The sequence below is a fragment of the Stenotrophomonas sp. STM01 genome (assembly GCF_014852135.1).
Taxonomy (GTDB): Bacteria; Pseudomonadota; Gammaproteobacteria; order Xanthomonadales; family Xanthomonadaceae; genus Stenotrophomonas; species Stenotrophomonas capsici.
Genome location: NZ_JACVBA010000001.1, coordinates 848,538 through 870,725, shown reverse-complemented (window position 1 = coordinate 870,725; position 22,188 = coordinate 848,538). Strand labels below are relative to the sequence as shown.

Below are 22,188 nucleotides of genomic sequence, written 5' to 3'. Positions count from 1 at the left end.
GTGATCAAGCGCGGTTTGCTGGCGTTGTGCATGGGGTTGGCGGTGGGCGCTACGGCGCAGGCAGCCGAACAGGTGGACCTGGACATGGTGGGCAAGATCCGCCAGGAGGCCTTCCACCGCTCGCAGGTGATGGACACCTTCAGTCATCTGACCGAGAGCATTGGTCCGCGCCTGACCAACTCACCGGCGATGGCCGAGGCCAACCGCTGGACCCGCGGCAAGTTCAACGAATGGGGCCTGGTCAACGTGCACGACGAGGCGTTCGATGACTTCGGCCGTGGCTGGGAGTTCTCCTCGGCCAGCGTGGAAATGCTGTCCGAACGCGTGCAGCCGCTGCATGCGCTGCCCAAGGCCTGGACCCCAGGCACCCACGGTCCGGTCGAGGGCGAGTTGATCCAGGTCGACATCAAGAAGCTGGCCGACCTGGAGAAATACAAGGGCAAGCTGCGCGGCAAGATCCTGCTGCTGGGCGAGGCGCGCGAGTACAAGCGCGGCACCGAGCCGGACTCGCACCGCCACGATGCGACCTCGCTGGAAGGCCTGCAGGAGTTCACCATTCCCAAGAGCGCAGCCGATGACCGTGCGAAGCGGGTCAAGGAATACGGCGAGCGCCAGGAGCTGATCCGCGCCACCAATGCCTTCTTCGTCGAGGAAGGTGCATTGGCGGCGATCAGCATCAGCGGCTGGGACAACGGCATCATCCGCGTGGCCGGTGGCGGCTCGCGCAAGGCCGGTGAGTCGGTGGGCATCCCGGAGCTGGCGATGATCGCCGAGCACTTCAATCCGCTGGTGCGTGCACTCAAGGACAATCAGGTCGTGCGCCTGCGGGTGAACGTGGATGCACGCTTCACCGATGAAGCCGACCAGCCGGGCCACAACACGCTGGCCGAGATCCGCGGCAGCAGCAAGGCCGACGAGATCGTGATGCTGGGCGCGCACATGGACTCCTGGCACACCGGCACCGGTGCGGCCGACAATGCCGCCGGCGTGGCGGTGATGATGGAGGCCATGCGCATCCTCAAGGCCGTGGGCGCCAAGCCCAAGCGCACCATCCGCGTGGCGCTGTGGAGCGGCGAGGAGCAGGGCCTGATCGGCTCGCAGGCCTATGTGGCCCAGCACTTCGCGCGTTACCCGGAGCCCACCGATCCGGCGCAGAAGGCGCTGCCGGCCTCGCTGCGCGAACCGACCGGCGCGCTGCAGAAGCTGCGTGATTACGACAAGTTCCAGGTGTACTTCAACATGGACAACGGCTCGGGCCGCTTCCGTGGCATCTACGCGCAGGAGAACATGGCGGCCATGCCGATCTTCGAGCAGTGGCTGAAGCCGTTCAACGACGTGGGCGCGACGACGGTGGTGAGCCGCAACACCGGCAGCACCGACCACATCAGCTATGACCGGGTGGGCCTGCCGGGCTTCCAGTTCGTCCAGGATCGCCTGGATTACTTCAGCAACGTCCACCACAGCCACCTGGACACGTGGGACCACGCCGAGGCCGAGGACCTGAAGCAGGCGGCGGCGATCGTGGCCTCGTTCGTGTACAACGCGGCGATGCGCGAGGAGCGTTTCCCGCGCAAGCCGTTGCTGGAGCCGTAAGGCGGCTGGCGTTCATGGGGGAATGAGGAAGGGCCGCGATGCGGCCCTTCTTCGTTTCCGGGGCAGGACCGGCTGCCTGCTTTCTGGAGCAACGGCAGGGCCAAAGCCAAGGCGCCCCTCCCCAACCCTCCCCTGCGCTGCGCGCAAGGGAGGGGGCAAAAGCAGAGCAAAGGCGAATCCAGAAGCAAGGCGCGGCTCCTGCATTTGCGGTTGCCCCCTCCCTTGCGCGCAGCGCAGGGGAGGGTTGGGGAAGGGGCGCTTTTCGCCCTGAAGGCACAAGCGCCGCCCTTCAACATGCCCACGGCCTTTCTCCAGCGCATTTCACGCCCCCCTGATGCTGCCGAGCCCCCGCGACCGCCGGCCTCGCGTCCGAGGGCGCTCCTGCGGCGGGCACGGCAGGTTGAGGGGGGACGGGGTAAAATGGCCGGATTCCCACATCTGCGCCTGTCATGACCGTCCGCACCCGCTTTGCCCCCAGTCCCACCGGCTACCTGCACATTGGTGGCGCCCGCACCGCGCTGTATTGCTGGCTGGAGGCCCGCCACCGTGGCGGCGAGTTCGTGCTGCGCATCGAGGACACCGACCGGGAACGCAGCACCCAGGCGGCCATCGACGCCATCCTGGAGGCCATGGACTGGCTGGGCCTGGACTACAACGAGGGCCCGATCTACCAGACCGACCGGGTCGCCCGTTACAAGGAATTGGCCGAGCAGCTGATCGCCTCGGGCAAGGCCTACTACGCCTACGAGACCAAGGAAGAGCTGGACGCGATGCGCGAGGCCGCCATGGCCAAGCAGGAGAAGCCGCGCTACAACGGCGCGGCGCGCGAGCTGAACCTGCCGTTCAAGGATGACCCGAACCGCGTCATCCGCTTCAAGAACCCGCTGGACGGCAGCGTGGTGTTCGACGACCTGATCAAGGGCCGCATCGAGATCGCCAACAGCGAGCTCGACGACATGGTCATCTTCCGCCCGGACGGCTACCCGACCTACAACTTCGCCGTGGTCGTGGACGATTGGGACATGAACATCACCGAGGTCATCCGCGGTGACGACCACATCAACAACACCCCGCGCCAGATCAACCTGTACGAGGCCATCGGTGCCCCGGTGCCGAAGTTCGGCCACATGCCGATGATCCTGGACGAGCAGGGCGCCAAGCTGTCCAAGCGCACCGGCGCAGCCGACGTGATGCAGTACAAGGACGCCGGCTACCTGCCTGACGCGCTGCTAAGCTACCTGGCCCGCCTGGGCTGGTCGCACGGCGACCAGGAACTGTTCAGCCGCCAGGAACTGATCGACCTGTTCGACGTGACCAACTGCAACTCCAAGGCCTCGCGCCTGGACATGGCCAAGCTGGGCTGGGTCAACCAGCACTTCCTCAAGACCGAGGAGCCGGCTTCGATCATGCCGCACCTGGTTTACCAGCTGGAGAAGCTGGGCCTGGACGTGAACGCCGGCCCGGCCCCGGTGGACGTGGTCATCGCCCTGCGCGAACGCGTGCAGACGCTGAAGGAAATGGCCGAGAAGGCCGTGGTCTGGTACACCCCGCTGACCGAGTACGACGAAGCCGCCGTGGCCAAGCACTTCAAGGCCGGTGCCGACGTGGCGCTGGGCAAGGCCCGTGAGCTGTTGGCGGCGCTGCCGGAGTGGACCGCCGAAGCGGTCGGGGTGGCCCTGCACGATACCGCCGCGGCACTGGAAATCGGCATGGGCAAGGTCGCCCAGCCGCTGCGCGTGGCCATCACCGGCACCCAGGTCAGCCCTGACATTTCCCATACCGTATACCTGGCGGGCCGCGATGAAGCCTTGAAACGCATCGACGCCGCACTCATCAAGGTTCCCAAGGCCTGATTCCCACGAGGTAGACATGACCGAATCGCACTCCTGTACTGCGCCGCACCACCACGTTGACGACGCGGCGGGCTTCATCGCGGTGGTCGAGCGGGTGTGCCGTGAGCGCGGGCTGCGGCTGACGCCGATCCGCGCCAACGTGCTGCGCCTGATCGCCGAGGCGGGCAAGCCGGTCAAGGCCTACGAACTGCTGGAATGGGTGCGTGAAGGCAAGGGCGTCGGTGCCGACGCCCCGCCCACGGTGTACCGCGCGCTGGATTTCCTGATGGCCAACGGCTTCGTGCACAAGCTGTCCTCGGTCAACTCGTTCGTGGCCTGCCACCACCCCAGCAGCAACCAGCATTCGGTGCCGTTCCTGATCTGCGACCGCTGCCACAGCGCGGTGGAGCTGGAGGACCGCGACATCGTCCGCCAGCTTGAAGCCCGCGCCAAGGAGCTGGGCTTCAAGCCGCAGGCGCAGACGCTGGAAGTGCATGGCCTGTGCGCGAACTGCGCGGGGTGATCGATCCGGAAGCCGCACGATAGGGCGGCTTCCGGCAGTGCAGGGAAATGGCTGTCGGGCATCTCCCTCAGCGGGGCAGGGCGGAACGCATCCGTGCCATGCCTTCGACATTCGGCCATCCTTCGAATGTCTGTATGACACGATCGCCTTGCATCAAGTAGAACGTCGGGGTGTCGAGACGGGTGAGTGGCTGCCAGTCACCCCATGTGTACATGCGCTGCATGGGCAGATCCGGATGCGCATTGTTCCAGTCAAGAATTCCTTTGCCCGGTAGCGAGGGATCTGGGGGAACAAGCAGCAGCAAGCGTTCACGCAGCCAGCGCAGATCCTCGTTTGATCCGATGTCGGTCAGGGCTCGGGTCGAGAAGGCACATGCAGGATGGACAATGGCGATGACCTGCAGGTGCCCGGCCACGGGCGTCCAGGTTCGGGTGGCGGCGCTGTGGCCATCCTCCAGTGACAGGTATCGCCATGGCCCATCTGGGGTGAGGCTGGGAGTGGCTGTGATATGTGGCAGGAGGGCAGCCTGTCCACTTTCGAGGTGCGCCAAAAGGCGGTTGGCATCGTCGAAGCGGGCGACCGTGACAAGGGCGCCTGCATAGGTGCGAGTGTGCCAGTCGGTGGCCCTGCCGTCCGTCAACAGCTCCCGATACAGGCAGCCGAGGGTATCCACGTCAGCTTCCGCCAGCGAATAGAACTCGGTGAATGCGGTTGCCCTGAACAGGTCATCGGTACGTGCCGCGTCGCCTATGGGGTGTGAGCACACGGAAATGCCGGTAGTGAGTCTTCGATAGTTGGAAACGATGGCGGCCACACGTCGCTGTCCACTTTCATCGCGCAATTGATTGTTCAATGCGACCAGTTGGCTGTACAGCGGGCCACTTTCCTCGGCAGGCGGGTTTGCCATCAAGCCGAAAGCAGAAAGCATGAACATCCAGGGGAAGGTGGTGTGAACCGTCGCATGAAACTTCATCAGCGGTTGCTCAAGCAGCTGGAGGTGCGGTGATGGGGTGCTGCCGACGAGGTCGTTCGGACGACTCCTTTCCGATGGGATGTGAATAGTCGGAAGACCGGGGTCATATTGGCCGGGATTCGGAGCAGATGCAGTTCCATGGAAATTCCTTCTACGATGAACCCATCGGATTGCGGAGGAACCCTTCTTCCAGTGCCGTGTCGTTTATAAAGCGGGCGGGCTGGTGCTGCAAATCCGCGTGACCGTGCTGCACGCCCACCTTCGACTATCCCGATGCGGTGCAGTTGTTCGCGATGTTCGGCGTGGTGCTGCCGCTACCTCATCCTCGTGATCGCGGTGCAGGCTTTCCTATTCACGGCACCGGCGCCAGCGCGCAAGGCGCGGGATTGATGGTGTCAGGGGCCTGATGGCACCGCCTCATAGACGACCTGCCCATCCTTGATGGTCTGAAGCACCTTGAGGGTGTGCAGGTCGCGGTGCGCGATGGTCAGCGGGTTGCCGGACAGCACCACCAGGTCGGCGCGCTTGCCGACTTCGATCGAGCCCTTGCTGGCCTGTTCGCCGTACTGCTCGGCGGCCCACAGGGTCAGCGACTTCAATGCCTGCTCCGGCGTCACCCGCTGCCCCGGCCCCAGCACATGGCCGCTGCGGGTGGTGCGATTGACGGTGGCGTCCAGTACCCGCATCGCGTCCGGGAACACCACCGGCGCGTCATGGTGCGATGTGAACTTCATGCCGGCATCCAGCACCCAGCGCGTGGGCGAGATGTTCTCCGCGCGCTCCGGGCCCAGTACTGAATTGCGGTGCCAGTCGCCCCAGTAGTAGGTGTGCATCGGGAACAGCGACGGGAAGATGCCCAGCCGCTGGATCTCGCCGACCTGGTCCTTGCGCAGGGTCTGGCCGTGGATCAGCACAGGCAGCAGGTGGCGCTGCGGATAGGCGGCTTCGGCGGCGGCGACGGCGTGGATGAGCTGGTCGATGGCGGCATCGCCGTTGGCATGGGCCAGCACCTGCCAGCCGTGCTGCCAGGCCTTGCCGATCAATTCATCGACCTGCGCGTCGGTATAGGCGGGGTAGCCGGCGTAGTCGGGCTTTTCGCCCTCGGGAACCTGGTAGTAGGGCCGGCTCAACCAGGCGGTCTTGCCCTGCGGCGAGCCGTCCAGGCTGATCTTCACCCCGCCGATGCGGAAGTGGTCGGTATAGGTCGGCGCGTAATACGGGCCCTGCATGGCCGGGCTTTCCAGGGCGACGTGGATGTCCGGGTAGGCGACCACGTCGATCTTCAGCTTCCCGGCCTTGCCCGCCATCGGCAGCATCGCCAGCGTGCCTGCGTCGGTCTTGCCGTCCTGCGCGGTGGTGTAGCCGTACTTCATGTACAGCGCCTGGCCGGCTTCGAGCATCGCCATGGCCTGGTCCAGGCTCAAGGCGGGCATCAGCTTGGCCAGCGCGAGGTTGTGCGCGCTTTCTTCCAGCACGCCATCGGGAACCTGGCTGCCCGGCTCACGGCGGATCACGCCGCCTTCCGGGTTGGGCGTGTCGGCGGTGATGCCGGCCAGCTCCAGCGCCTTGCTGTTGTAGGCCCCCAGGTGCCCGGACTGGTGCATCAGGATCACCGGGATGTCGGTGGCGATGGCGTCGAGTTCGGTGCGGGTGGGGTGGCGCTTTTCCGCCAGTTGCGAGTCGTCGTAGCCGAAGCCGATCAGCACCTTGTAGCCGCCGGGGACCGTGGCCTGCGCGCGGAAGTCACGCATGATCTTCTGCAGCGCGGGGATTGAATTGCCTTCGCCGTCGGGTGCAGGCAGCAGGTTGGCCGACAACGCCTGCAGGCCCACGCCGGAAACGTGCCCATGGGCATCGATGAAGCCGGGGGTCAGTGCGTGGCCCTGCAGGTCGACCTGCGTGGCGGCGGGGCTGAATCGCAGCGCGGCACGGCGCGTGCCAACGAAGGCGATATGGCCATCACGGACAACGATCGCTTCGGCCGAGGGCCGCTGGTCGTCCAGCGTGATGATCGGGCCGCCGCTGTAGAGCGTGTCGGCGGCCAGGCAAGGGGCCGCCAGCATGCCGAGCATCGAAAAGGCCAGAGGGATGCGCATCATGGTTCTCCCAGCATCAAGGCGAGTCACAGCCTAACGCATGGAAGCAACGCACCGTGCGGGAGCGGCCTTGGCCTCTCCTACCGGGGGCGGGCTGCGGTATCGACTTCCACCACCACCGACATGCCCGGGCGCAGGCGCTTGGCCAGCGGCTGGCCGGGATCGATGGCGATGCGGATCGGCAGGCGCTGGACTACCTTGGTGAAGTTGCCGCTGGCGTTGTCCGGCTTGAGCACCGAGAACTCCGAGCCGGTCGCCGGCGCGATCTGTTCGATGTGGCCGGTGAGCGTCTGGCCCTGGAAGGCATCGACGCTGAAGGTGGCCGGCTGGCCGATGGCCATGTTCCAGGTCTGGCCTTCCTTGAAGTTGGCCACCACCCACAAGGTGTCCGGGACCAGGAACAACAACTGGCTGCCGGCGCTGACGTACTGCCCCAGGCGCACCGTGGCCTCGGAGACCTGGCCATCGCGCGGTGCCTTGATAACGGTGTTGTCCAGGTCGATCTGGGCCAGCTGCAGGGCAGCCTCGGCATTGGCGACCTTGGCCTCCAGGCCGCGACGCGCCACCTGGGTGGAGGTGAGGTTCTCCTCTGCGATGCGGATCGCCGCCTGCGACTGCGCCACGCCCGCATTGGCCGACTGCACGCTGGCGCGCAGCTTGTCGCGGTCGCTGTTGGAGACCAGCTGCTGGGCGGCGAGCTGCTCGTAGCGCTTCAGTTCGGTCTGGCTCTGCTGTTGCTGGGCGCGGCCGGCGGACAGGTTGGCCTGCGCCGAAGCGATCTGCGCGCGGTTCTGGGCCTGACTCTGGTCGGAATTGGCCAGCTGCGCCTGGGTGTCGGCCAAGGCTGCCTGTGCCTGTTCCACCTTCTGCCGGTAGATGCGGTCGTCGATGCGAAGCAGCGGCTGGCCCTGTTTGACGAAGTCGAAGTCCTTGACCAGTACCTCGGTGACGTAGCCGTTGACCTGGGGCGCCAGCACCGTGACCTGCCCGCGCACATAGGCGTTGTCGGTATGCACGTGGTTGCTGTTGAACGGCCACAGCTGCCATGCGCGCAGGATCAGGGCCAGGCCGAGCAGGGCGACGACGATCATCACCACCACCGCGGTGCGGCTGGGGGTGGCGTACTTGGAGACCGGTGCCGGCGTGGCGGCTTCGGCGGGTGGGGTGTTCTTGCTCATCGGTGCCTCAACGGGAGGACGGCGTGGCCTTGCCGGGCCGGATCGCCTGTTTGACGCGGGGGTTGCGCAATGTCACTTCCAGCAGCAGCCAGCTCAGGAAGCAGATGGCGACCCAGCCACTGAGCGCGAACACGTCGTTGAACGCGCGCACGTTGGCTTCGCGCCTGGCGGTGGTCGCCAGCGCGGCGCTGGCCTGCGCCCGCAGTTGTACCGGGTCGGTGATGATGCGGGCGTAGGCCTGCTGCTGTTGCTGCAGGCGTTGCGCCACCTGTGGGTCGGCGGCGTCGAGCTGGCTGACCAGCGCGCTGGAGTAGACGTGTTCGCGATGCAGCTGGTAGCTGCCGAGCAGGGCCGAGCCGGCCAGCCCGGCGAAGTTCTGGGTCAGCGACAGCACCACGACGAAGGACACGATGTGGTCCAACCCGCGTGCCATCGCCTGGCGGATGCCGATCAGCATCAACGGGCCCATGAACATGCCACTGCCCACCGCCGCCAGGAACTGGCTCAACGCGAAGTCCATCGGCCGGTCCAGGCTGGTGCGGTGCTGGTCGAGGAAGGCGGCGCTGCCGAGCAGGATGATCGAGGCCAGCAACTGCGGGATCAGTGCCTTGGGGCCGAAGGTCAGCGCGCCGACCGCGATGCCGACCAGCACGCCGCACAGGATCACCGCGAACAACGGCGCCATCTGGTCCGGCCCCATGCCCAGCGTGCGCAGCATGTTGATCACGCCGTAGTTCTGTTCGTTGGTGAGGAAGCGGATCAGGAACGCACCGGCGATGAAACGCAGCATGGTCGGGCCCATCAGCCAGCGCACCTGCAGCAGCGGGTTGCGGCGCTGGTGTTCCAGGCACAACCCGGTGGTGATCAACACCACCGACGCGGCCAGTGCCCAGCCGAGCCAGGGCGTGTCGAACCACCAGCGCACGAAGCCCTGGTTGAGCACGATCACCAGCAGCGCCAGGCCGGGCGCGATCAGCGCGAAGGTCAGGAAGTCGGCCGGCTCGAACACCTTGATCTGGATGCCGGGGGGCAGTTTCAGCACCACGATGGCGGCGAACGAACACAGTGCCAACCCGGCTTCGAACAGGTACAGGTTCTGCCATTCGCCATGGTCGAGCAGGCCGGGCGAAAGCAACCAGGCCAATGGCGTGGCCAGCATCGACAGGCTCATGCCGACCACCAGCATCTGCCCCACGTATTTGCGTGGCAGCGCCTGCAGCATGTACAGCGTGCCCAGCGTGGTGCAGGCCGCGCCGGCGAAGCCGCTGCCTGCACGCACCAGCAAGGTGGTGGTGAGGTTGCCGACGAACAGGTGCAGCACCGCCAGCGCGGCGTACACGCCCAGGCCGATCTCGGCGAACAGGCGGATGCCGTATTCCTGGCGGAACTTGAATACCAGCAGGTTGGCGCTGACGTTGACCATCATGTACGCGGCCACCAGCCAGTTCGCCTCGGTGGCCTGCAGGCCCATCTGGCCGGTGATCCACGGCAGGTTGGCGGTGATCAGCGCGTTGCCCAGGCCGCCGGTGACGGCGACCAGCACCGCCACCGCCGCATAGGCGGCACGTCGGTGCGGCGGGTGCCATGGCATCGAGGCACCACCGGGCAGGGTGGGTTTCTCGTGGTCCTCCCAGTCCGGGATCGGCTTCAGGGGCGTGAGTGTGGTCATGGCGTGGTGGCCAGTCCGGGCAGCAGCAGTTCGAGCGCGCGCTTGGCCAGCACCGCACGTTCGTCGCGGTCACGGCCGCGCAGGGCGGCGCCGAGCATGCTGGAGATCAGCGAGATATCGCGCAGCTGCATGTCCGCGCGGCACAAGCCGGCGGCCTTGGCGCGCTCCAGGGCGGGCTCCATCAGCGCCAGCACGTGCTGGCGGGCATCGCGCACCTGCGGATCATCCTGGTCCACCGCACGCCAGTAGTCGGCCAGCGCCGGCGACTGCACGATGCGCCCGGCCATGCCGGCCAGCAGTTCGAACAGCGCATCGTCGCGTTCGCCCAGTTCAGCGATATGGGCCTCCAGCTGGGCCACCGAGCGCTCCAGCATCGCGCTGATCAGCGCGGCGCGGTCGGGGAAGTTGCGGTACAGCGTGGCGCGGCCCAGGCCGGCCCGCTCGACCACCAGGTCCAGCGGTGCGGTGATGCCGTGTTCACCGAACACGGCATCGGCAGCGTCCAACAGCAGGGCGCGACGAGCGGCAGCGTCGGAACGTAAGGAGGGCATGGAGATCATGATCCGGACAAAAATGTCCGATTTCAATCGACGCGATGTGAAACCCGCTGTCCCGGTTCTGGGCGATTCAGCTCGCGGCCAGCGCCGCCGGACGCGGGGCCTGCTCGCGGATCGGCAGGTTGACCAGCGCGGCCAGTGCCGCCAGCACCATGTCGCCGTACCACATCCAGCTGTAGTCGCCGCCATGCTCCAGCGCGACGCCGCCCAGCCAGGCGCCGAAGAAGCCGCCGATCTGGTGCGAGAGCAGGGTGAGGCCGAACAGCGTGCCCATGTGGCGCGGCCCGAACAGCTTGCCGACCAGGCCCGCGGTAGGCGGCACCGTCGCCAGCCATGTGAAGCCCAGCGCGGCGGAGAACAGGTAGAAGGTGGTGGGTGTCGGCGGTGACAGCAGGTAGACCATGATCAACACCGCACGGCTGAGGTACATCCAGAACAGCAGCCACTTCATGCGGAAGCGCTCGCCCAGCGCGCCGATGATCAGGCTGCCGGCGACGTTGAACAGGCCGATCAGCGCCAGCGAGATCGACGAGACGGTTGGCGACAGGCCGCACAGGGCGATCTCGCCGGGCAGGTGGGTGACCAGGAAGGCGATGTGCACGCCGCAGGTGAAGAACCCCAGGTGCAGGCACCAGTAGCTGCGGTCGCGCAGTGCCCGGCGCAGCTGCACGCCCAGCGCCTCGCCGTCGGCGCCGCCTTCCACCCGCGGTGCGCGCTGGCGCAGTGGCCAGGCCAGTGGCAGGGACACCAGCACGATGGCCGCCAGCGCGTACAGCGTGCGCACCCAGCCGAAGGCGGTGAGCAGCACCTGTACCAGCGGCGCGAACAGGAACTGGCCGAGGGAGCCGCCGGCGTTGATGATGCCGGCGGCCATCGAGCGCCGGGCAGGCGGGATGCGCCAGCTGCTGGCGCCGATCAGCACCGAGAAGCTGCCGGCACCGGCACCGGCGGCAAGCAGCAGGCCGAAGCTCAGGTTCAGGCCCCAGGCGGTCGGCACCCACGTGGCCAGCGCCAGGCCGGCAGCCAGCAGCAGGCCACCGCCGACCAGGACCGGCAGGGGGCCACGCTGGTCGGCCAGCGCGCCGAACACCGGCTGCACCGCGCCCCAGACGAGTTGTCCGATGGCCAGCGAGAAGCTGATCTGGGCGATGCCCAGGCCAGTGGAGACGTGGATCGGATCGATCAACAGGCCGCTGGTCTGGCGCACGCCCATGGTCACCATCAGCAGGGCCGAGGCGACCAGCAGGATGCCCCAGGGCGTGCGTTGCAGGGGCGTGGCGCTCATGCGTGGCTCTCCGGCTCGAGCGCGCGGGCGAGTGCCTCGAGCTGCTGGTTGAGCTGGGACGTGGCAGCGTTGCCGAAACGCGACTGGACGTCATCCTGCGCCTGCTGCCACAGCGGAAGCGCTTTGTGCAGGCGACGCATGCCGGCAGCGGTGGTGAGGACCTGGCGCTGGCGGGGATCGGCCTTGCCCGGTCGGGTCTGCACCAGTCCCGCCTCGATCAGCGGCTTGAGGTTGCGGGTGAGGGTGGTGCGGTCCATGCCCAGGGCGTCGGCCAGTTCCCCCAGCGGACGCGGGTCCCGCGCGCGGCGCAGGATCGAATAGGCGTTGAGGCTGAGCTCTGCGGCGGCCAGGTGCTGGTCGTAGAGCTGGCTCACCCGGCGCGCGGCACGGCGCAGCTGGAAGCAGGTGCAGGGGCGGGTGGCGTCCATCGCGGGATCCGGGGAATCGGTGGACGCGATTATAGGTGCATATGCACCTATATCGGAGCGCGATGGGATGGAACGCTGCGGTGCTGTGCTGGCCCTTGGATGGGAAGGCAGGTGCCGGGGCATGCCCGGCACCTGCCTGTCCGGGCTCAGAACCAGGCGCGGATGCCGAAGGCGACGCCACGGCCGGGCAACGGCGAGTAGTCACGCAGCAGCGAGGTGTGCGGGCGTGCTTCGCGGTTGGTCAGGTTGCTGCCATCCAGGAACACCTCGTAGCTGTTGCTGGCGTTGCGGTCCCAGCGGTAGGCGAAGTGTGCATCCACCAGCGTGTAGCCGGCACTGGGCTCCTCGTTCTGCGCGACATCCTTCTGGCTGCCGTAACGCACCGCCCCCATCGAGGCACGCCAGCCGTCGCGCGACCAGCGCAGGTCGGCGCCGAAGCGGGTCGGCGAGATGCGCGGCAGGTAGCCGCTGTTGGCCAGGTCCACGGTGTAGTTGTGGTTGTGGTCGCCGTGCGGGACGGCGATGTCGACCCGGCGGCTGCCGCTGCCATCCAGTTTGGCCTTCACGTAGTCGCCGAACAGGCGCAGGTCCCAGTCACCGCTGTCGCCTTCGAACATGTGCACGGTGGCCTCGGCCTCGGCGCCCTTGAAGGTGGCGTCCTGCTGGGTCCACTGGCGCACCGGCAGCGATTCGGTCACGCCGGTGTCGGCCAGGTAGATGAAGTCCTTGAACCTGGTCTGGTAGATCGATGCGGTGAAGTCCAGGCGGTCGGTGTGGGTGTGGATGCCCAGTTCCGCACGCTGCCCGCGCTCGGTCTTCAGGTTGGCATCGCCCAGTTCCAGCGAGCGGGTGGCGATGTGGGCACCGGCGGCATAGAGCTCTTCGTTGGTCGGCGCGCGCTCGGAGCTGTCCAGGCCGAAGCGCAGGTCCAACGCATCATTGAGCTTCCAGATGCCGGAGGCCGACAGGTTGGTCGCGTCGAAGGTGCGTGGGCGATAGCCGTCGGCCGGGTCGAGCTTGACCTGGTCATGGCGGCCGCCCAGTTCCAGCTTGAACGGGCCGAACTGCTTTTCCTGCAGCACGAACAGGCCGAGGCTGCGGGTGCCGGTGTCCGGCACGAAGGCTTCCTCGCCCTTGGCGCCGAAGTCGCCGTTGCTGAACTGCAGGCCGAAGGCGCCGTCCCAGCCGGCGATGGGCTGCTGCACCGCTTCCAGTCGGCCTTCGATGCCGCGGTTGGTGAAGCGGGTGGACGGCGTGCCGGCTTCCAGCTCGGTGTGCTCGTAGTCGGTGTAACCGATGCGCAGGTTGATGTTCTTCAGGAACGCGGTCGGGTCGTAGATGCCGGCCTTGGTATCGAAGCGGTTCTGCACCATGTCGATGCGGACATCGTGCTCGCCGCCTTCTTCCTCGTGGTCGTGGTCATGGTCGTCGTGGTCATGGCCATGGTCATCGTCGGCGTGCACGTGCGCGCCGTTGGGGATGCCGTAGTTGGTGCGGTAGGTGCCGGCCGACACGCCGAAGTAGCCGCCTTCGCCCAGCCAGGTTGCGCCGACGCCACCGGCGCGGGTGCGGATGGAACTGTTGTCCAGGGTGCCGCGGCGTGGCGCATCGGCTTCGTCGTGGTCGTGCCCGTCGTGTTCCTCCAGGCCATCGATGACGGCATAGCCCGGGATCCGGTAGTCGTCGCCGTTGCGGACCAAACCGTCGACATGCAGCACCCAGTTGCCGTTCACGCCATCGAGCCGGAACATGCCGCTGCGCTCGTCATTGACCGAATTGCCGCGCAGCTCGGCGCGACCGCTGAGCGGGCGGTCCGGCAGTTCGCTGGCGATGCGGCCATCGACCACGTTCACCGCGCCACCGATCGCGCCGCTGCCGAACAGCAGCGTGGCCGGGCCCTTGAGCACCTCGATCTGGTCGGCCAGGAACGGTTCGATACTGGTGGCGTGGTCGGCGCTGACGGTGGAGGCATCCATGTTGCCGACGCCATTGGACAGCACCTGCACGCGCGGGCCTTCCTGGCCGCGGATGATCGGGCGGCCCACGCCGGGGCCGAAGAAGGTGCTCTGCACGCCGGGCAGCTTGCCGACGGTATCGCCGAGCGTGCCGGACTTCTGCTCGTCCAGGCGTTCACCGGCCAGCACGTCGACCGGGCGCGCCAGCGAGTCGGCCGAACCCTGCAACGGCGATGCGGTGACCTTGACCGCCGACAACTCGGTCAGGTTGTGGCTTTGGGGGCCGGCGTCATTGTCGGCGGCGTAGGCGGCCGAAGGCAGCAGGCTGGCCAGAGCCAGGCTGAGCAGGTGGCGGCGGAGGGGGCGTTGGGAGGTAGGCATGGTGGTGATGTCTCTTTTGTTACTGTGTATCAACTGAGGGGCGTGGGAAACCCACGGCGAAGGGGGAGGTGATCGAAGGCTTGGACTGGCGGACTGACGATTATGTTATATTATTCCATAACGATTCGCCGACCCTGCTGAAAGTCATGCCCCTGCCTGCCGCGTTACGTCAGTACCTGGACCGCTTCGGAGCCACTGGTTCGCTGTTGTGCGCAGTGCATTGCGCGGTGTTGCCGGCCCTGCTGGCGATCGCGCCGTCGCTGGGGCTGTCGTTCTGGCTGAGCGACAGCGTCGAGCTGACCGTGGTGATCTTCGTCACCGTGCTGGGCCTGGCCAGCCTGTTGTGGGGCTATTACCGGCACCGCGCGCTGCGCGCGCTGGCGGTGCTGGTCCCCGGGCTGGCGCTGCTGTGGGCCGGGCTGCTGCATGCCGAGCTGCATCATTCGCAGGTGCCGCATGCCATCGTGATGACGCTTGGCGGCGTCCTGGTGGCCCTGGCGCACCTGCTGAACCTGCGCTTGAACCATCACCACGTGCACGATGCCAGCTGCGCACATTGAATCACGCATGCTAGGCTCTCATCTCAGGCGCAGGTGAGCCGGTTGCGAGCCTGCCGAACCCGTCCCGGACGGGTTTTTTTGGATTTCATACTTGAAGGAGTTGACGACATGGGTAAGGGTGACCGTAAGACCGCCAAGGGCAAGCGCTACAACGCCAGCTACGGCAATTCGCGCTCGCACGTGAACAAGGTGGCCGTGGGCGCAGCTGCGCCGGTCGCCAAGAAGACTGTCGCCAAGGCCCCGGCCAAGAAGGCCGTCGCCAAGAAGACGGTGGCCAAGGCCGGCTGATCCGGCCTGGCGTGGCAAGAAAAAAGCGGCGCTTGCGCCGCTTTTTTTGTGCCCGGCGTTCAGTGGGCGGGAGCGCGCAGCGCCTGTTGCAGTGCCTGCGGGTCGCCGTCATTGGGTTGCGCGGGAATACCGATCAGGCGCGCCAGCAGCGGGTAGACGTCGACGTTGTCGAAAGCGGTGAGCTGTTTGCCCTGCGCGAATGCCGGGCCACGGGCGATGAAGACCGCCTGCATCGACGGCAGCGCCGGGTCATAGCCGTGCGAGCCGCGCATCCCGGGGGAGCGCTTGCCGCGCGAGGCCGGGGTCAACGCATCCCAGCCTTCGTCCATCTGGCAGACGATGGCCGGCACGCGCGGATTGCTGCCGTAATGCCAGCGGGTGGGCAGGTCGGCCTTGTTCCAGCATTCGTGGTGGGCGTGGCGGCCGAGCAGGGCCTGTTCCGCCGCCGCCTGCTGGCCCGGCAGCGGTGCAAAGCCGACCGACTGGCCTTCGGAGACCACGCGCGCCACCTCCGGCGGCACCATCGTTTCGGTGGCCACGACGTGGTCGGCGGCCACGTTGGCCATGCCATGGTCGGAGACCACGATCAGGTTGGTGCGGTCGAGTTGTCCCTCGCGGGCCAGGCCGTCGATCAGCACGCCGATGGCGGCATCGACCTGGCGCAGCGCGGCGGCGTACTCGGGGGAGTCCGGGCCGTGTGCATGCCCGGCCTTGTCCACCTGCTCCATGTAGGCGCCGATGAAGCGCGGCTTGTGCACGCCGGGCGCGCCATGCAGCCAGGACAGCACCGTGCGCATGCGCTCGGGCAGCGCCACGCTTTCATCGTAGGGGTGGCGCAGGCTGGCCTGGATGCCGTGGATGGGGGCTTCGCTGCCGGGCCAGGACCAGGTCGCGCTGGTGTAGCCGGCCTTCTCGACGGAGACCCAGATCGGCTCGCCCCCCTCCCACCAGGTCGCGTTGCGGACCGACTGCGAATCGCCCACGCGGAACTGGCCGAGCGCGTCGCTCCACATGCTGTTGTGGATCAGGCCGTGGTGATCCGGGCGCAGCCCGGTGACCAGGGTGTAGTGGTTGGGGAAGGTCAGCGACGGGTACGACGGGCGCATGCCCACCGAGCGCACGCCTTCGCGCGCCAGGCGCGACAGGTTGGGGCTGTTGCCGCTGTCGAGCATGTCCGCGCGCAGTCCGTCGATGGACAGCAGGATGACAGTGGCGGGCGGAGTGGAATCGGCCGGGGCGCGATGCGGGGAGGAGGCACAGGCAACCAGCAGACTGGTGCCCAGCAACAGGAGCGGAAGGCGGTACGAAGTCATCTGCGCATGATAGTTCGCGCGCATGACGCGACGAATACGACTTTGGGGGCGGGAGCTTGCCGGGTTGGGTGGTTGGCGTGATGGCGATGGGCAGGGCGAAACGCCAGGTTGGGAGGCCGGCCTCCCTGGCCCTGTCCCTGGCGGCGCCGAAGGGAGGGCCGGGGAGGGCCAATGGCGCTGCCTGCCCCGGCCGGCAGGCCTCAACCAAACAGATCCGGCCCCCGCTCCTCTTCCACCGGCACGCCTTCCAGTTTCAGCAGCGCGACCTTGGTCGGCAGGCCGCCACCGAAGCCGGTCAGCGCGCCGTTGTTGCCGATCACCCGGTGGCAGGGCAGCACGATCGGCAAGGGGTTGCGGCCGTTGGCGGCACCGACCGCGCGGGTGGCGGTGGGTTTGCCCAGACGCTCGGCCAGTTCCTTGTAGCTCCAGGTCGCGCCGAACGGGATCTGCGCCAGCATCTGCCAGACATCGAGCTGGAAGTCGGTGCCGGCCGGGGCCAGGATCAGGTCGAACCGGCGGCGTTTGCCCTGCAGGTATTCCAGCAACTGGCGCCGCGGCTCGGCCACCGCGTCCGGGTCACGCTGCCATTGCTCGCGTCCCTTGGCGTCGTGCCGGTTCTCGGCGAACAGGATGTGGCGCACGCCGTTGTCGTCGGCGGCGATGGTGAGCGGGCCGATCGGGCTGTCGAAGCGGTCGTAGTAGATCGTCATGGTCAGGTCTCCTTGTTCGTTTCCGCGGCCAGGTGCCACAGGTGCAGCACGGCGTAGGCACGCCACGGCCGCCACGGCTGCGAGCGGCGTTCGGTGTCGCGTTCGCTCAGGCGTTGGCCTTCGCCCAGCACCTGTTGCAGGATCAGGTCGCCGGCCGGGAACGCATCGGGCATGCCCATCGCCCGCAATGCCATGTAATGCGCGGTCCACGGCCCGATGCCGGGCAGGGCGACCGCCTGCTGGACGAAATGCTCCAGCGTCTGCGCGCGGCTGAAGTCCAGGTGGCCTTCGGCGCAGGCGCGGGCAATGGCGCGCAGGGTGGCTGCACGCGTGCGCGGCAGGCCGATCGATTCCAGCGGTGCGTCCAGCAGCACCTCCGGCGTCGGGAACTGGCGGTCCAGCCCTTCCGGCATGCCGTCCAGATGCGCGCCGAAGCGGTCCACCAGGCGTCGCGCCAGGGTCGTTGCGGCGGCCACGCTGACCTGCTGGCCGAGCACCGCGCGCGCGGCGACCTCGAAGCCGTCCCAGCCACCGGGAATACGCAACCCCGGACGCCGGGCGATGCCGCGGGCGAGCAGCGGCTCCTGCGCCAGCGTGGCATGCACGGTGCCCAGGTCGGCATCCAGGTCGAACACCCGGCGCACCCGCGCGACGATGGCCGGGATCGCGCGGGGGTCGGTCGTGCCCAGTTGCAGCCGCAGCTCCGGCCGGCGGGGATCGGCGGTGACCCGGATCAGGCTGGCGCTGCCGTTGCTGACGATCACGCGCTGGTAACTGTCCTGGCCGATGCACTCGATGCCCGGCAGCGAGCGCTTGCGCAGGAAGGCCAGCATCAACGGGAAGTCCAGCGGCGGGCGGTAGGCCAGCCGCAGCACCGGCTCGCCGCCGGGCACCGCGCCATGCTGCTTGCGCAGTGCACTGGGCGGCATGCCGCAGCCGGCGAGGAAGGCACTGTTGAAGCGGCGCAGGCTGTTGAAGCCGGCGGCGAGGGCCACCTGCGTCACCGGCAGCGCGGTCTCGGTCAGCAACTGCTTGGCCAGCAGCAGGCGGCGGGTGGAATGCAGCTGCGCCGGGGTCGCGCCAAGCCGGGCCACGAACAGCCGCTGCAGCTGGCGCGGGCTCAGTTCCATGGCCTGGGCCAGCGCATCGACCGGCTGGTCCTGCAGGATGCCTTCGTTGAGCAGTGCCAGGGCGCGGTGCAGGGTGTGGTCCTGCACCAGGCTGGCGTCGTCCGGGGACAGCTCCGGGCGACAGCGCAGGCACGGGCGGTAGCCCGCGGCCGTGGCCGCTGCCGCGCTGGGGTAGTAGCTGACGTTGCGCCGCTGTGGCGGCGGGGCGGGGCAGACTGGCCGGCAGTAGATGCCGGTGCTGCGCACGGCGGTGAAGAACAGCCCGTCGAAGCGGGCGTCCCGCGCCAGGCGCGCCTGTTCGCATTGCTCGTAGCTGGGCAGGGCTGGATTGTGCATGCGGCCAGTCTAGGCCGATCGGACCGTGCTGACTGGCCATTTCCGGACATCAATGCTCATGACGAACCGTTGTTTAGGTTCAATTGAGGACATCGCGCCAAGGGGCACTAGACTGTGTGCACTTTCCGGCGCGCCTGCGCCCTGCATGGACCTGATTGCATTCCTATGTTGCCCAGATTCTGGTGGTCGCCGTTGTTGTGTGTCGGGCTGCTGGCCTGCAATGGGCAGGAGCAGGAGAAGAAGCCGGTGGCCGACCCGGCCACGGCGTTGGCGGCCGATGGCGACCACATGGTCTCGATCAACGCCGCCGACGCGCCGCCGCCGCCGCCGGTGGTGGTGCCGGCCAAGGACCGTGAATGGCCGGAGCTGGTGCTGGAGAACGGCAAGGCATGGGTGAGCTGCGACACCGATTACAGCGGCGAGAACGGTGATGGCGCCGCGCTCGAGGCGCTGGACCGCAAGAGCCTGGACGCCGCGCTGGAGCCGTGCAAGGAGCGCGGGCTGGTGCGCGTGCGCTATGCAGGCAAGATCAACCCTTCCTTCGCCGGGCTGGTGTCGCGGCTGGCGGTGGTGGCCGATGCGATGAAGATCGGCAAGCGCATCCTGGATCTGGACTCCAGCGGCGGGCAGGTGGAAGCGGCGATCGTGGCCGGTGACAGCATCGGGGAGTCCGGCTGGACCATCTGGGTACGCGAAGGCTCGATCTGCCACAGTGCCTGCGTGTTCGTGCTGGCCGCCGGCGACAACCGGCTGATCTCCGGCAAGGTGGGCATCCATCGGATGATGCGCATCAGTTCCACCGCCACCTCGCGTGCGGAATTGAACAAGGAGCTGCACGAGGTCTACGACAACGTGAAGGACTACCTGCAGCGCAACGGCGTGGCGGTGGGCGTGGCCGACCTGATGATGACCGTGCCCAACCGCAGCCTGCGCCTGCTGACCAGCGACGAGCTCAAGCAGTACGGCCTGGATGGCACCAATGCGGTGCAGGACGACCTGGAGCGCATCAAGCAGATGCGCAAGTGCGGCGACGACTTCGTGCGCCGCAAGGACGCCTTCCTGATCGCCTTCGACCGCGAGTGCAAGGTTGAAGGCGCCGACCTGGAAGCGGTGAACAACTGCGGGCAGACGCTGAAGGAGCAGTTCGGCTTCCCGGACGAGGTGTGCCCGGCCGAAAGCCCGTTGTCGGAAATCGACACCGCCTTGCTGGTGCCGCGGCCGGAGGCCACGCCTGACCCGCAGGTGCCGGCCACCGCGCCGGCTGCCGCCGCCCAGCTGAATGCGCCGGCCGGCCAGCATTGACCTGAAATTTACAACGCCGGTCGCGCTTTCATGATTGGATGAGCGTCCCTTCAAGCGAACGCGTCATGGAGCCAATCATGCGTCCCAGTCATTTGTTGGTGCTGCTGTCCCTGGTCGGTGGAAATGCCCTGGCGCAGCAGGCGGCCCCCGCGCCGGCCGCTGCCCCGGCCGCCGCCGCAACGCAGGCCACGCGGGCACCGGGCCCGGCATTGAGTGCCGCACAGCAGGCGCAGGTGGCCCAGCAGGACGCGCAGATGACGCAGGCCGCGCAGCGCGTGGCGCAGCTGGTCGATGGCAACAAGGCCGCCGAAGTCTGGGACGGGGCCTCCGGGGTGGCCCGCAAGGCGGTGACGCGGGACCAGTTCGCCAGCAACATCAGTGCCGACCGCACCAAGCTGGGTGCGCTGGTGTCGCGCGGCAAGCCCTCGATCACCCGCGTGCAGTACCCGGCAGGCGCGGCGGTGCCGGAAGGCATCTACATCAACGTGAGCTTCCCGACCCGCTTCGCCAACAACGCACAGCCGGTGCGCGAACTGGTGTCCTTCCGCCTGGACGAGGACAAGGTCTGGCGCACCTCGGGCTACAGCGTGCGCGCGGCGACCAACTGACCGGTGGGAGCGGCCTCGGCCGCGACGCTGGCTGAGCTATCCCCCGGCGCGACGACTGGCCTTCCCGTGGTGGCGGACGTGGTCGCGGTGGCCCGGCGTTTCCGGCCTCGCGGCCGGAGCCGCTCCCACGGGTGGCTGATCCAGATCAATGAATCCTTACATCGCGCGGCCTACCCTGCGTCCCGGTGCGAAAGCGGAGCTGGATATGCGCAAGGTGGATGTACTGGTGGTCGGTGCCGGGCCGGCGGGATTGAGCCTGGTCCGGAGCCTGGCCGGCAGCGGCCTGTCGTTGGCATTGGTCGAGCCCCAGAGCGCGGCCGCGCTGGCCGAGCCGGCGTTCGACGGGCGCGAGATCGCGCTGACCCACGCCTCGCGGCAGATCCTGCAGGCCATGGGCATGTGGCAATGCATCGACCCGGCCGAGATCTCCCCGCTGCGCAGTGCCCGTGTCATGAACGGCAGCTCGCCGTTCGCGCTGGGCTTTGCCGCCGAGCGCGAGAACGTCGATGAACTGGGCTGGCTGGTGCCCAACCACCTGATCCGCAAGGCCGCCTGGGAGGTGGTGCAGGGGCAGCAGGGGCTGGAGCTGCTCGATGGCACCTCGGTCACCGCGATCGAAACCGGCACCGCCGGCAACACCGTCACCCTGGGCGATGGGCGCCGCCTGCAGGCCCGGCTGGTGGTCTCGGCCGACAGCCGCTTCTCCAGCACGCGGCGGATGATGGGGATCGGCGCGCAGATGCGTGACTTCGGCAAGTCGATGCTGGTCTGCCGCATGCAATGCGAACGGCCGCATCACCATGAAGCCTGGGAATGGTTCGGCTACGGCCGCACGTTGGCGATGCTGCCACTGCCGCGCAACCAGGCCTCGGCGGTGATCACGCTGCCGCCGCAGCAGGTCCAGGCATTGATGGCGATGGATACGGCACAGCTCGGTGCCGCCGTCACCGGCTTCTTCGAACGCCGGCTGGGGGAGATGGTGCCGGCCGGCACCCGCCATGTGTACCCGCTGGTCGGCGTGTATGCGCGCCGTTTCGTCGGCCCGCGCCATGCGCTGGTCGGTGACGCGGCGGTGGGCATGCATCCGGTCACCGCGCACGGTTTCAACTTCGGCCTGCAGAGCCAGCAGCGGCTGGCGGACCTGGTCACTGCGGTGGCGCAGCGGGGCGGGGACATCGGCGAGGCGGACCTGCTGGGCCGCTACGAGCGCAGCCACCGGCTGGCGACCCGGCCGCTGTACGAGGCCACCAATGCCATCGCCACCCTCTACAACGACAGCCGCCTGCCGGCCCGGCTGCTGCGCGGGGCCGCCTTGCGGGCCGCGCATGGGCTGGTTCCGTTCAGGAAAATGATCGCCGGGCACCTGACCCAGCGCCTGGCCTGATCCACCGGTAGGAGCCCCCGGGCCGCGAGGCCGGCGTCCCGTCCGTTGCCCTGATGCACGTCATCGCAAGGCGCCGGCAGGGCGGCA

The 22,188-nt window shown here is 67.8% G+C and carries 19 protein-coding genes; 8 read left to right on the top strand and 11 right to left on the bottom strand.

The annotated features are described in order from the left end of the window. The 3 genes from IB227_RS03990 to IB227_RS03980 all read left to right on the top strand — a co-directional run bounded on the left by IB227_RS03990 (nucleotide 1) and on the right by IB227_RS03980 (nucleotide 3,948). Nucleotides 1–1,593, top strand: a complete 1,593-nt coding sequence (locus tag IB227_RS03990) for a M20/M25/M40 family metallo-hydrolase (protein WP_192286387.1) — start codon at nucleotides 1–3, stop codon at nucleotides 1,591–1,593. Between the two features lie 449 nt (nucleotides 1,594–2,042). Then, nucleotides 2,043–3,446, top strand: a complete 1,404-nt coding sequence (gene gltX / locus IB227_RS03985) for a glutamate--tRNA ligase (protein ID WP_192286386.1) — start codon at nucleotides 2,043–2,045, stop codon at nucleotides 3,444–3,446. A 16-nt stretch (nucleotides 3,447–3,462) separates the two neighbouring features. After that, the gene (locus tag IB227_RS03980) at nucleotides 3,463–3,948 is read left to right on the top strand and encodes a Fur family transcriptional regulator (protein ID WP_132864607.1); all 486 of its coding nucleotides are present in this window, start codon (nucleotides 3,463–3,465) and stop codon (nucleotides 3,946–3,948) included. Nucleotides 3,949–4,015: 67 nt separating this feature from the next. Here IB227_RS03980 and IB227_RS03975 read toward each other — a convergent pair whose 3' ends face one another. The 8 genes from IB227_RS03975 to IB227_RS03940 all read right to left on the bottom strand — a co-directional run bounded on the left by IB227_RS03975 (nucleotide 4,016) and on the right by IB227_RS03940 (nucleotide 14,470). Beyond that, a complete protein-coding gene (locus IB227_RS03975) occupies nucleotides 4,016–4,921 on the bottom strand; it encodes a hypothetical protein (RefSeq protein WP_192286385.1) in 906 nt (301 codons plus the stop codon). Between the two features lie 395 nt (nucleotides 4,922–5,316). Continuing rightward, nucleotides 5,317–7,017, bottom strand: a complete 1,701-nt coding sequence (locus IB227_RS03970) for an amidohydrolase (RefSeq protein ID WP_225591582.1) — start codon at nucleotides 7,015–7,017, stop codon at nucleotides 5,317–5,319. Nucleotides 7,018–7,097: 80 nt separating this feature from the next. After that, the gene (locus tag IB227_RS03965) at nucleotides 7,098–8,195 is read right to left on the bottom strand and encodes an HlyD family secretion protein (RefSeq protein WP_192286383.1); all 1,098 of its coding nucleotides are present in this window, start codon (nucleotides 8,193–8,195) and stop codon (nucleotides 7,098–7,100) included. A 7-nt stretch (nucleotides 8,196–8,202) separates the two neighbouring features. Beyond that, nucleotides 8,203–9,864, bottom strand: a complete 1,662-nt coding sequence (locus IB227_RS03960) for an MFS transporter (protein ID WP_132864604.1) — start codon at nucleotides 9,862–9,864, stop codon at nucleotides 8,203–8,205. Next, nucleotides 9,861–10,415 carry a TetR/AcrR family transcriptional regulator gene (locus IB227_RS03955; protein WP_192286382.1) on the bottom strand — a complete coding sequence of 185 codons (555 nt, stop codon included), beginning with the start codon at nucleotides 10,413–10,415 and terminating at the stop codon, nucleotides 9,861–9,863. The genes IB227_RS03960 and IB227_RS03955 overlap by 4 nt, the downstream gene beginning before the upstream one ends. A 76-nt stretch (nucleotides 10,416–10,491) precedes the next feature. After that, the gene (locus IB227_RS03950) at nucleotides 10,492–11,706 is read right to left on the bottom strand and encodes an MFS transporter (protein WP_192286381.1); all 1,215 of its coding nucleotides are present in this window, start codon (nucleotides 11,704–11,706) and stop codon (nucleotides 10,492–10,494) included. Continuing rightward, a complete protein-coding gene (locus IB227_RS03945) occupies nucleotides 11,703–12,134 on the bottom strand; it encodes a MarR family winged helix-turn-helix transcriptional regulator (protein WP_192286380.1) in 432 nt (143 codons plus the stop codon). The genes IB227_RS03950 and IB227_RS03945 overlap by 4 nt, the downstream gene beginning before the upstream one ends. 146 nt (nucleotides 12,135–12,280) lie before the next feature. Further along, nucleotides 12,281–14,470 carry a TonB-dependent receptor gene (locus IB227_RS03940; protein WP_192286379.1) on the bottom strand — a complete coding sequence of 730 codons (2,190 nt, stop codon included), beginning with the start codon at nucleotides 14,468–14,470 and terminating at the stop codon, nucleotides 12,281–12,283. Between the two features lie 146 nt (nucleotides 14,471–14,616). On the opposite strand from IB227_RS03940, the gene IB227_RS03935 reads away from it, so the two are divergent. Together IB227_RS03935 and IB227_RS03930 are read left to right on the top strand one after the other, a co-directional pair. Further along, complete coding sequence (locus tag IB227_RS03935; RefSeq protein ID WP_192286378.1) at nucleotides 14,617–15,030, top strand: MerC domain-containing protein; 414 nt, start codon at nucleotides 14,617–14,619, stop codon at nucleotides 15,028–15,030. A 108-nt stretch (nucleotides 15,031–15,138) separates the two neighbouring features. Further along, nucleotides 15,139–15,318 carry a 30S ribosomal protein THX gene (locus IB227_RS03930; protein WP_132864598.1) on the top strand — a complete coding sequence of 60 codons (180 nt, stop codon included), beginning with the start codon at nucleotides 15,139–15,141 and terminating at the stop codon, nucleotides 15,316–15,318. Between the two features lie 59 nt (nucleotides 15,319–15,377). Here the strand turns inward: IB227_RS03930 and IB227_RS03925 are convergent, their stop codons facing one another. The 3 genes from IB227_RS03925 to IB227_RS03915 form a co-directional block, all read right to left on the bottom strand. Next, nucleotides 15,378–16,631: an ectonucleotide pyrophosphatase/phosphodiesterase gene (locus IB227_RS03925; protein WP_192286377.1), complete on the bottom strand. Its 1,254-nt coding sequence runs from the start codon at nucleotides 16,629–16,631 to the stop codon at nucleotides 15,378–15,380. 200 nt (nucleotides 16,632–16,831) lie between these two features. Continuing rightward, the gene (locus tag IB227_RS03920) at nucleotides 16,832–17,341 is read right to left on the bottom strand and encodes a methylated-DNA--[protein]-cysteine S-methyltransferase (RefSeq protein ID WP_192286376.1); all 510 of its coding nucleotides are present in this window, start codon (nucleotides 17,339–17,341) and stop codon (nucleotides 16,832–16,834) included. 2 nt (nucleotides 17,342–17,343) lie between these two features. After that, nucleotides 17,344–18,807, bottom strand: a complete 1,464-nt coding sequence (locus IB227_RS03915) for a DNA-3-methyladenine glycosylase 2 (RefSeq protein WP_192286375.1) — start codon at nucleotides 18,805–18,807, stop codon at nucleotides 17,344–17,346. A 165-nt stretch (nucleotides 18,808–18,972) separates the two neighbouring features. On the opposite strand from IB227_RS03915, the gene IB227_RS03910 reads away from it, so the two are divergent. The 3 genes from IB227_RS03910 to ubiM all read left to right on the top strand — a co-directional run bounded on the left by IB227_RS03910 (nucleotide 18,973) and on the right by ubiM (nucleotide 22,101). Then, a complete protein-coding gene (locus IB227_RS03910; RefSeq protein ID WP_192286374.1) occupies nucleotides 18,973–20,109 on the top strand; it encodes a hypothetical protein in 1,137 nt (378 codons plus the stop codon). Between the two features lie 77 nt (nucleotides 20,110–20,186). Then, nucleotides 20,187–20,717, top strand: a complete 531-nt coding sequence (locus IB227_RS03905; protein ID WP_132864593.1) for a DUF4019 domain-containing protein — start codon at nucleotides 20,187–20,189, stop codon at nucleotides 20,715–20,717. 205 nt (nucleotides 20,718–20,922) lie between these two features. Beyond that, entirely contained in the window at nucleotides 20,923–22,101 is a 1,179-nt protein-coding gene (gene ubiM, locus IB227_RS03900) for a 5-demethoxyubiquinol-8 5-hydroxylase UbiM (RefSeq protein WP_192286373.1), read from the top strand. Nucleotides 22,102–22,188 lie beyond the last annotated feature (87 nt).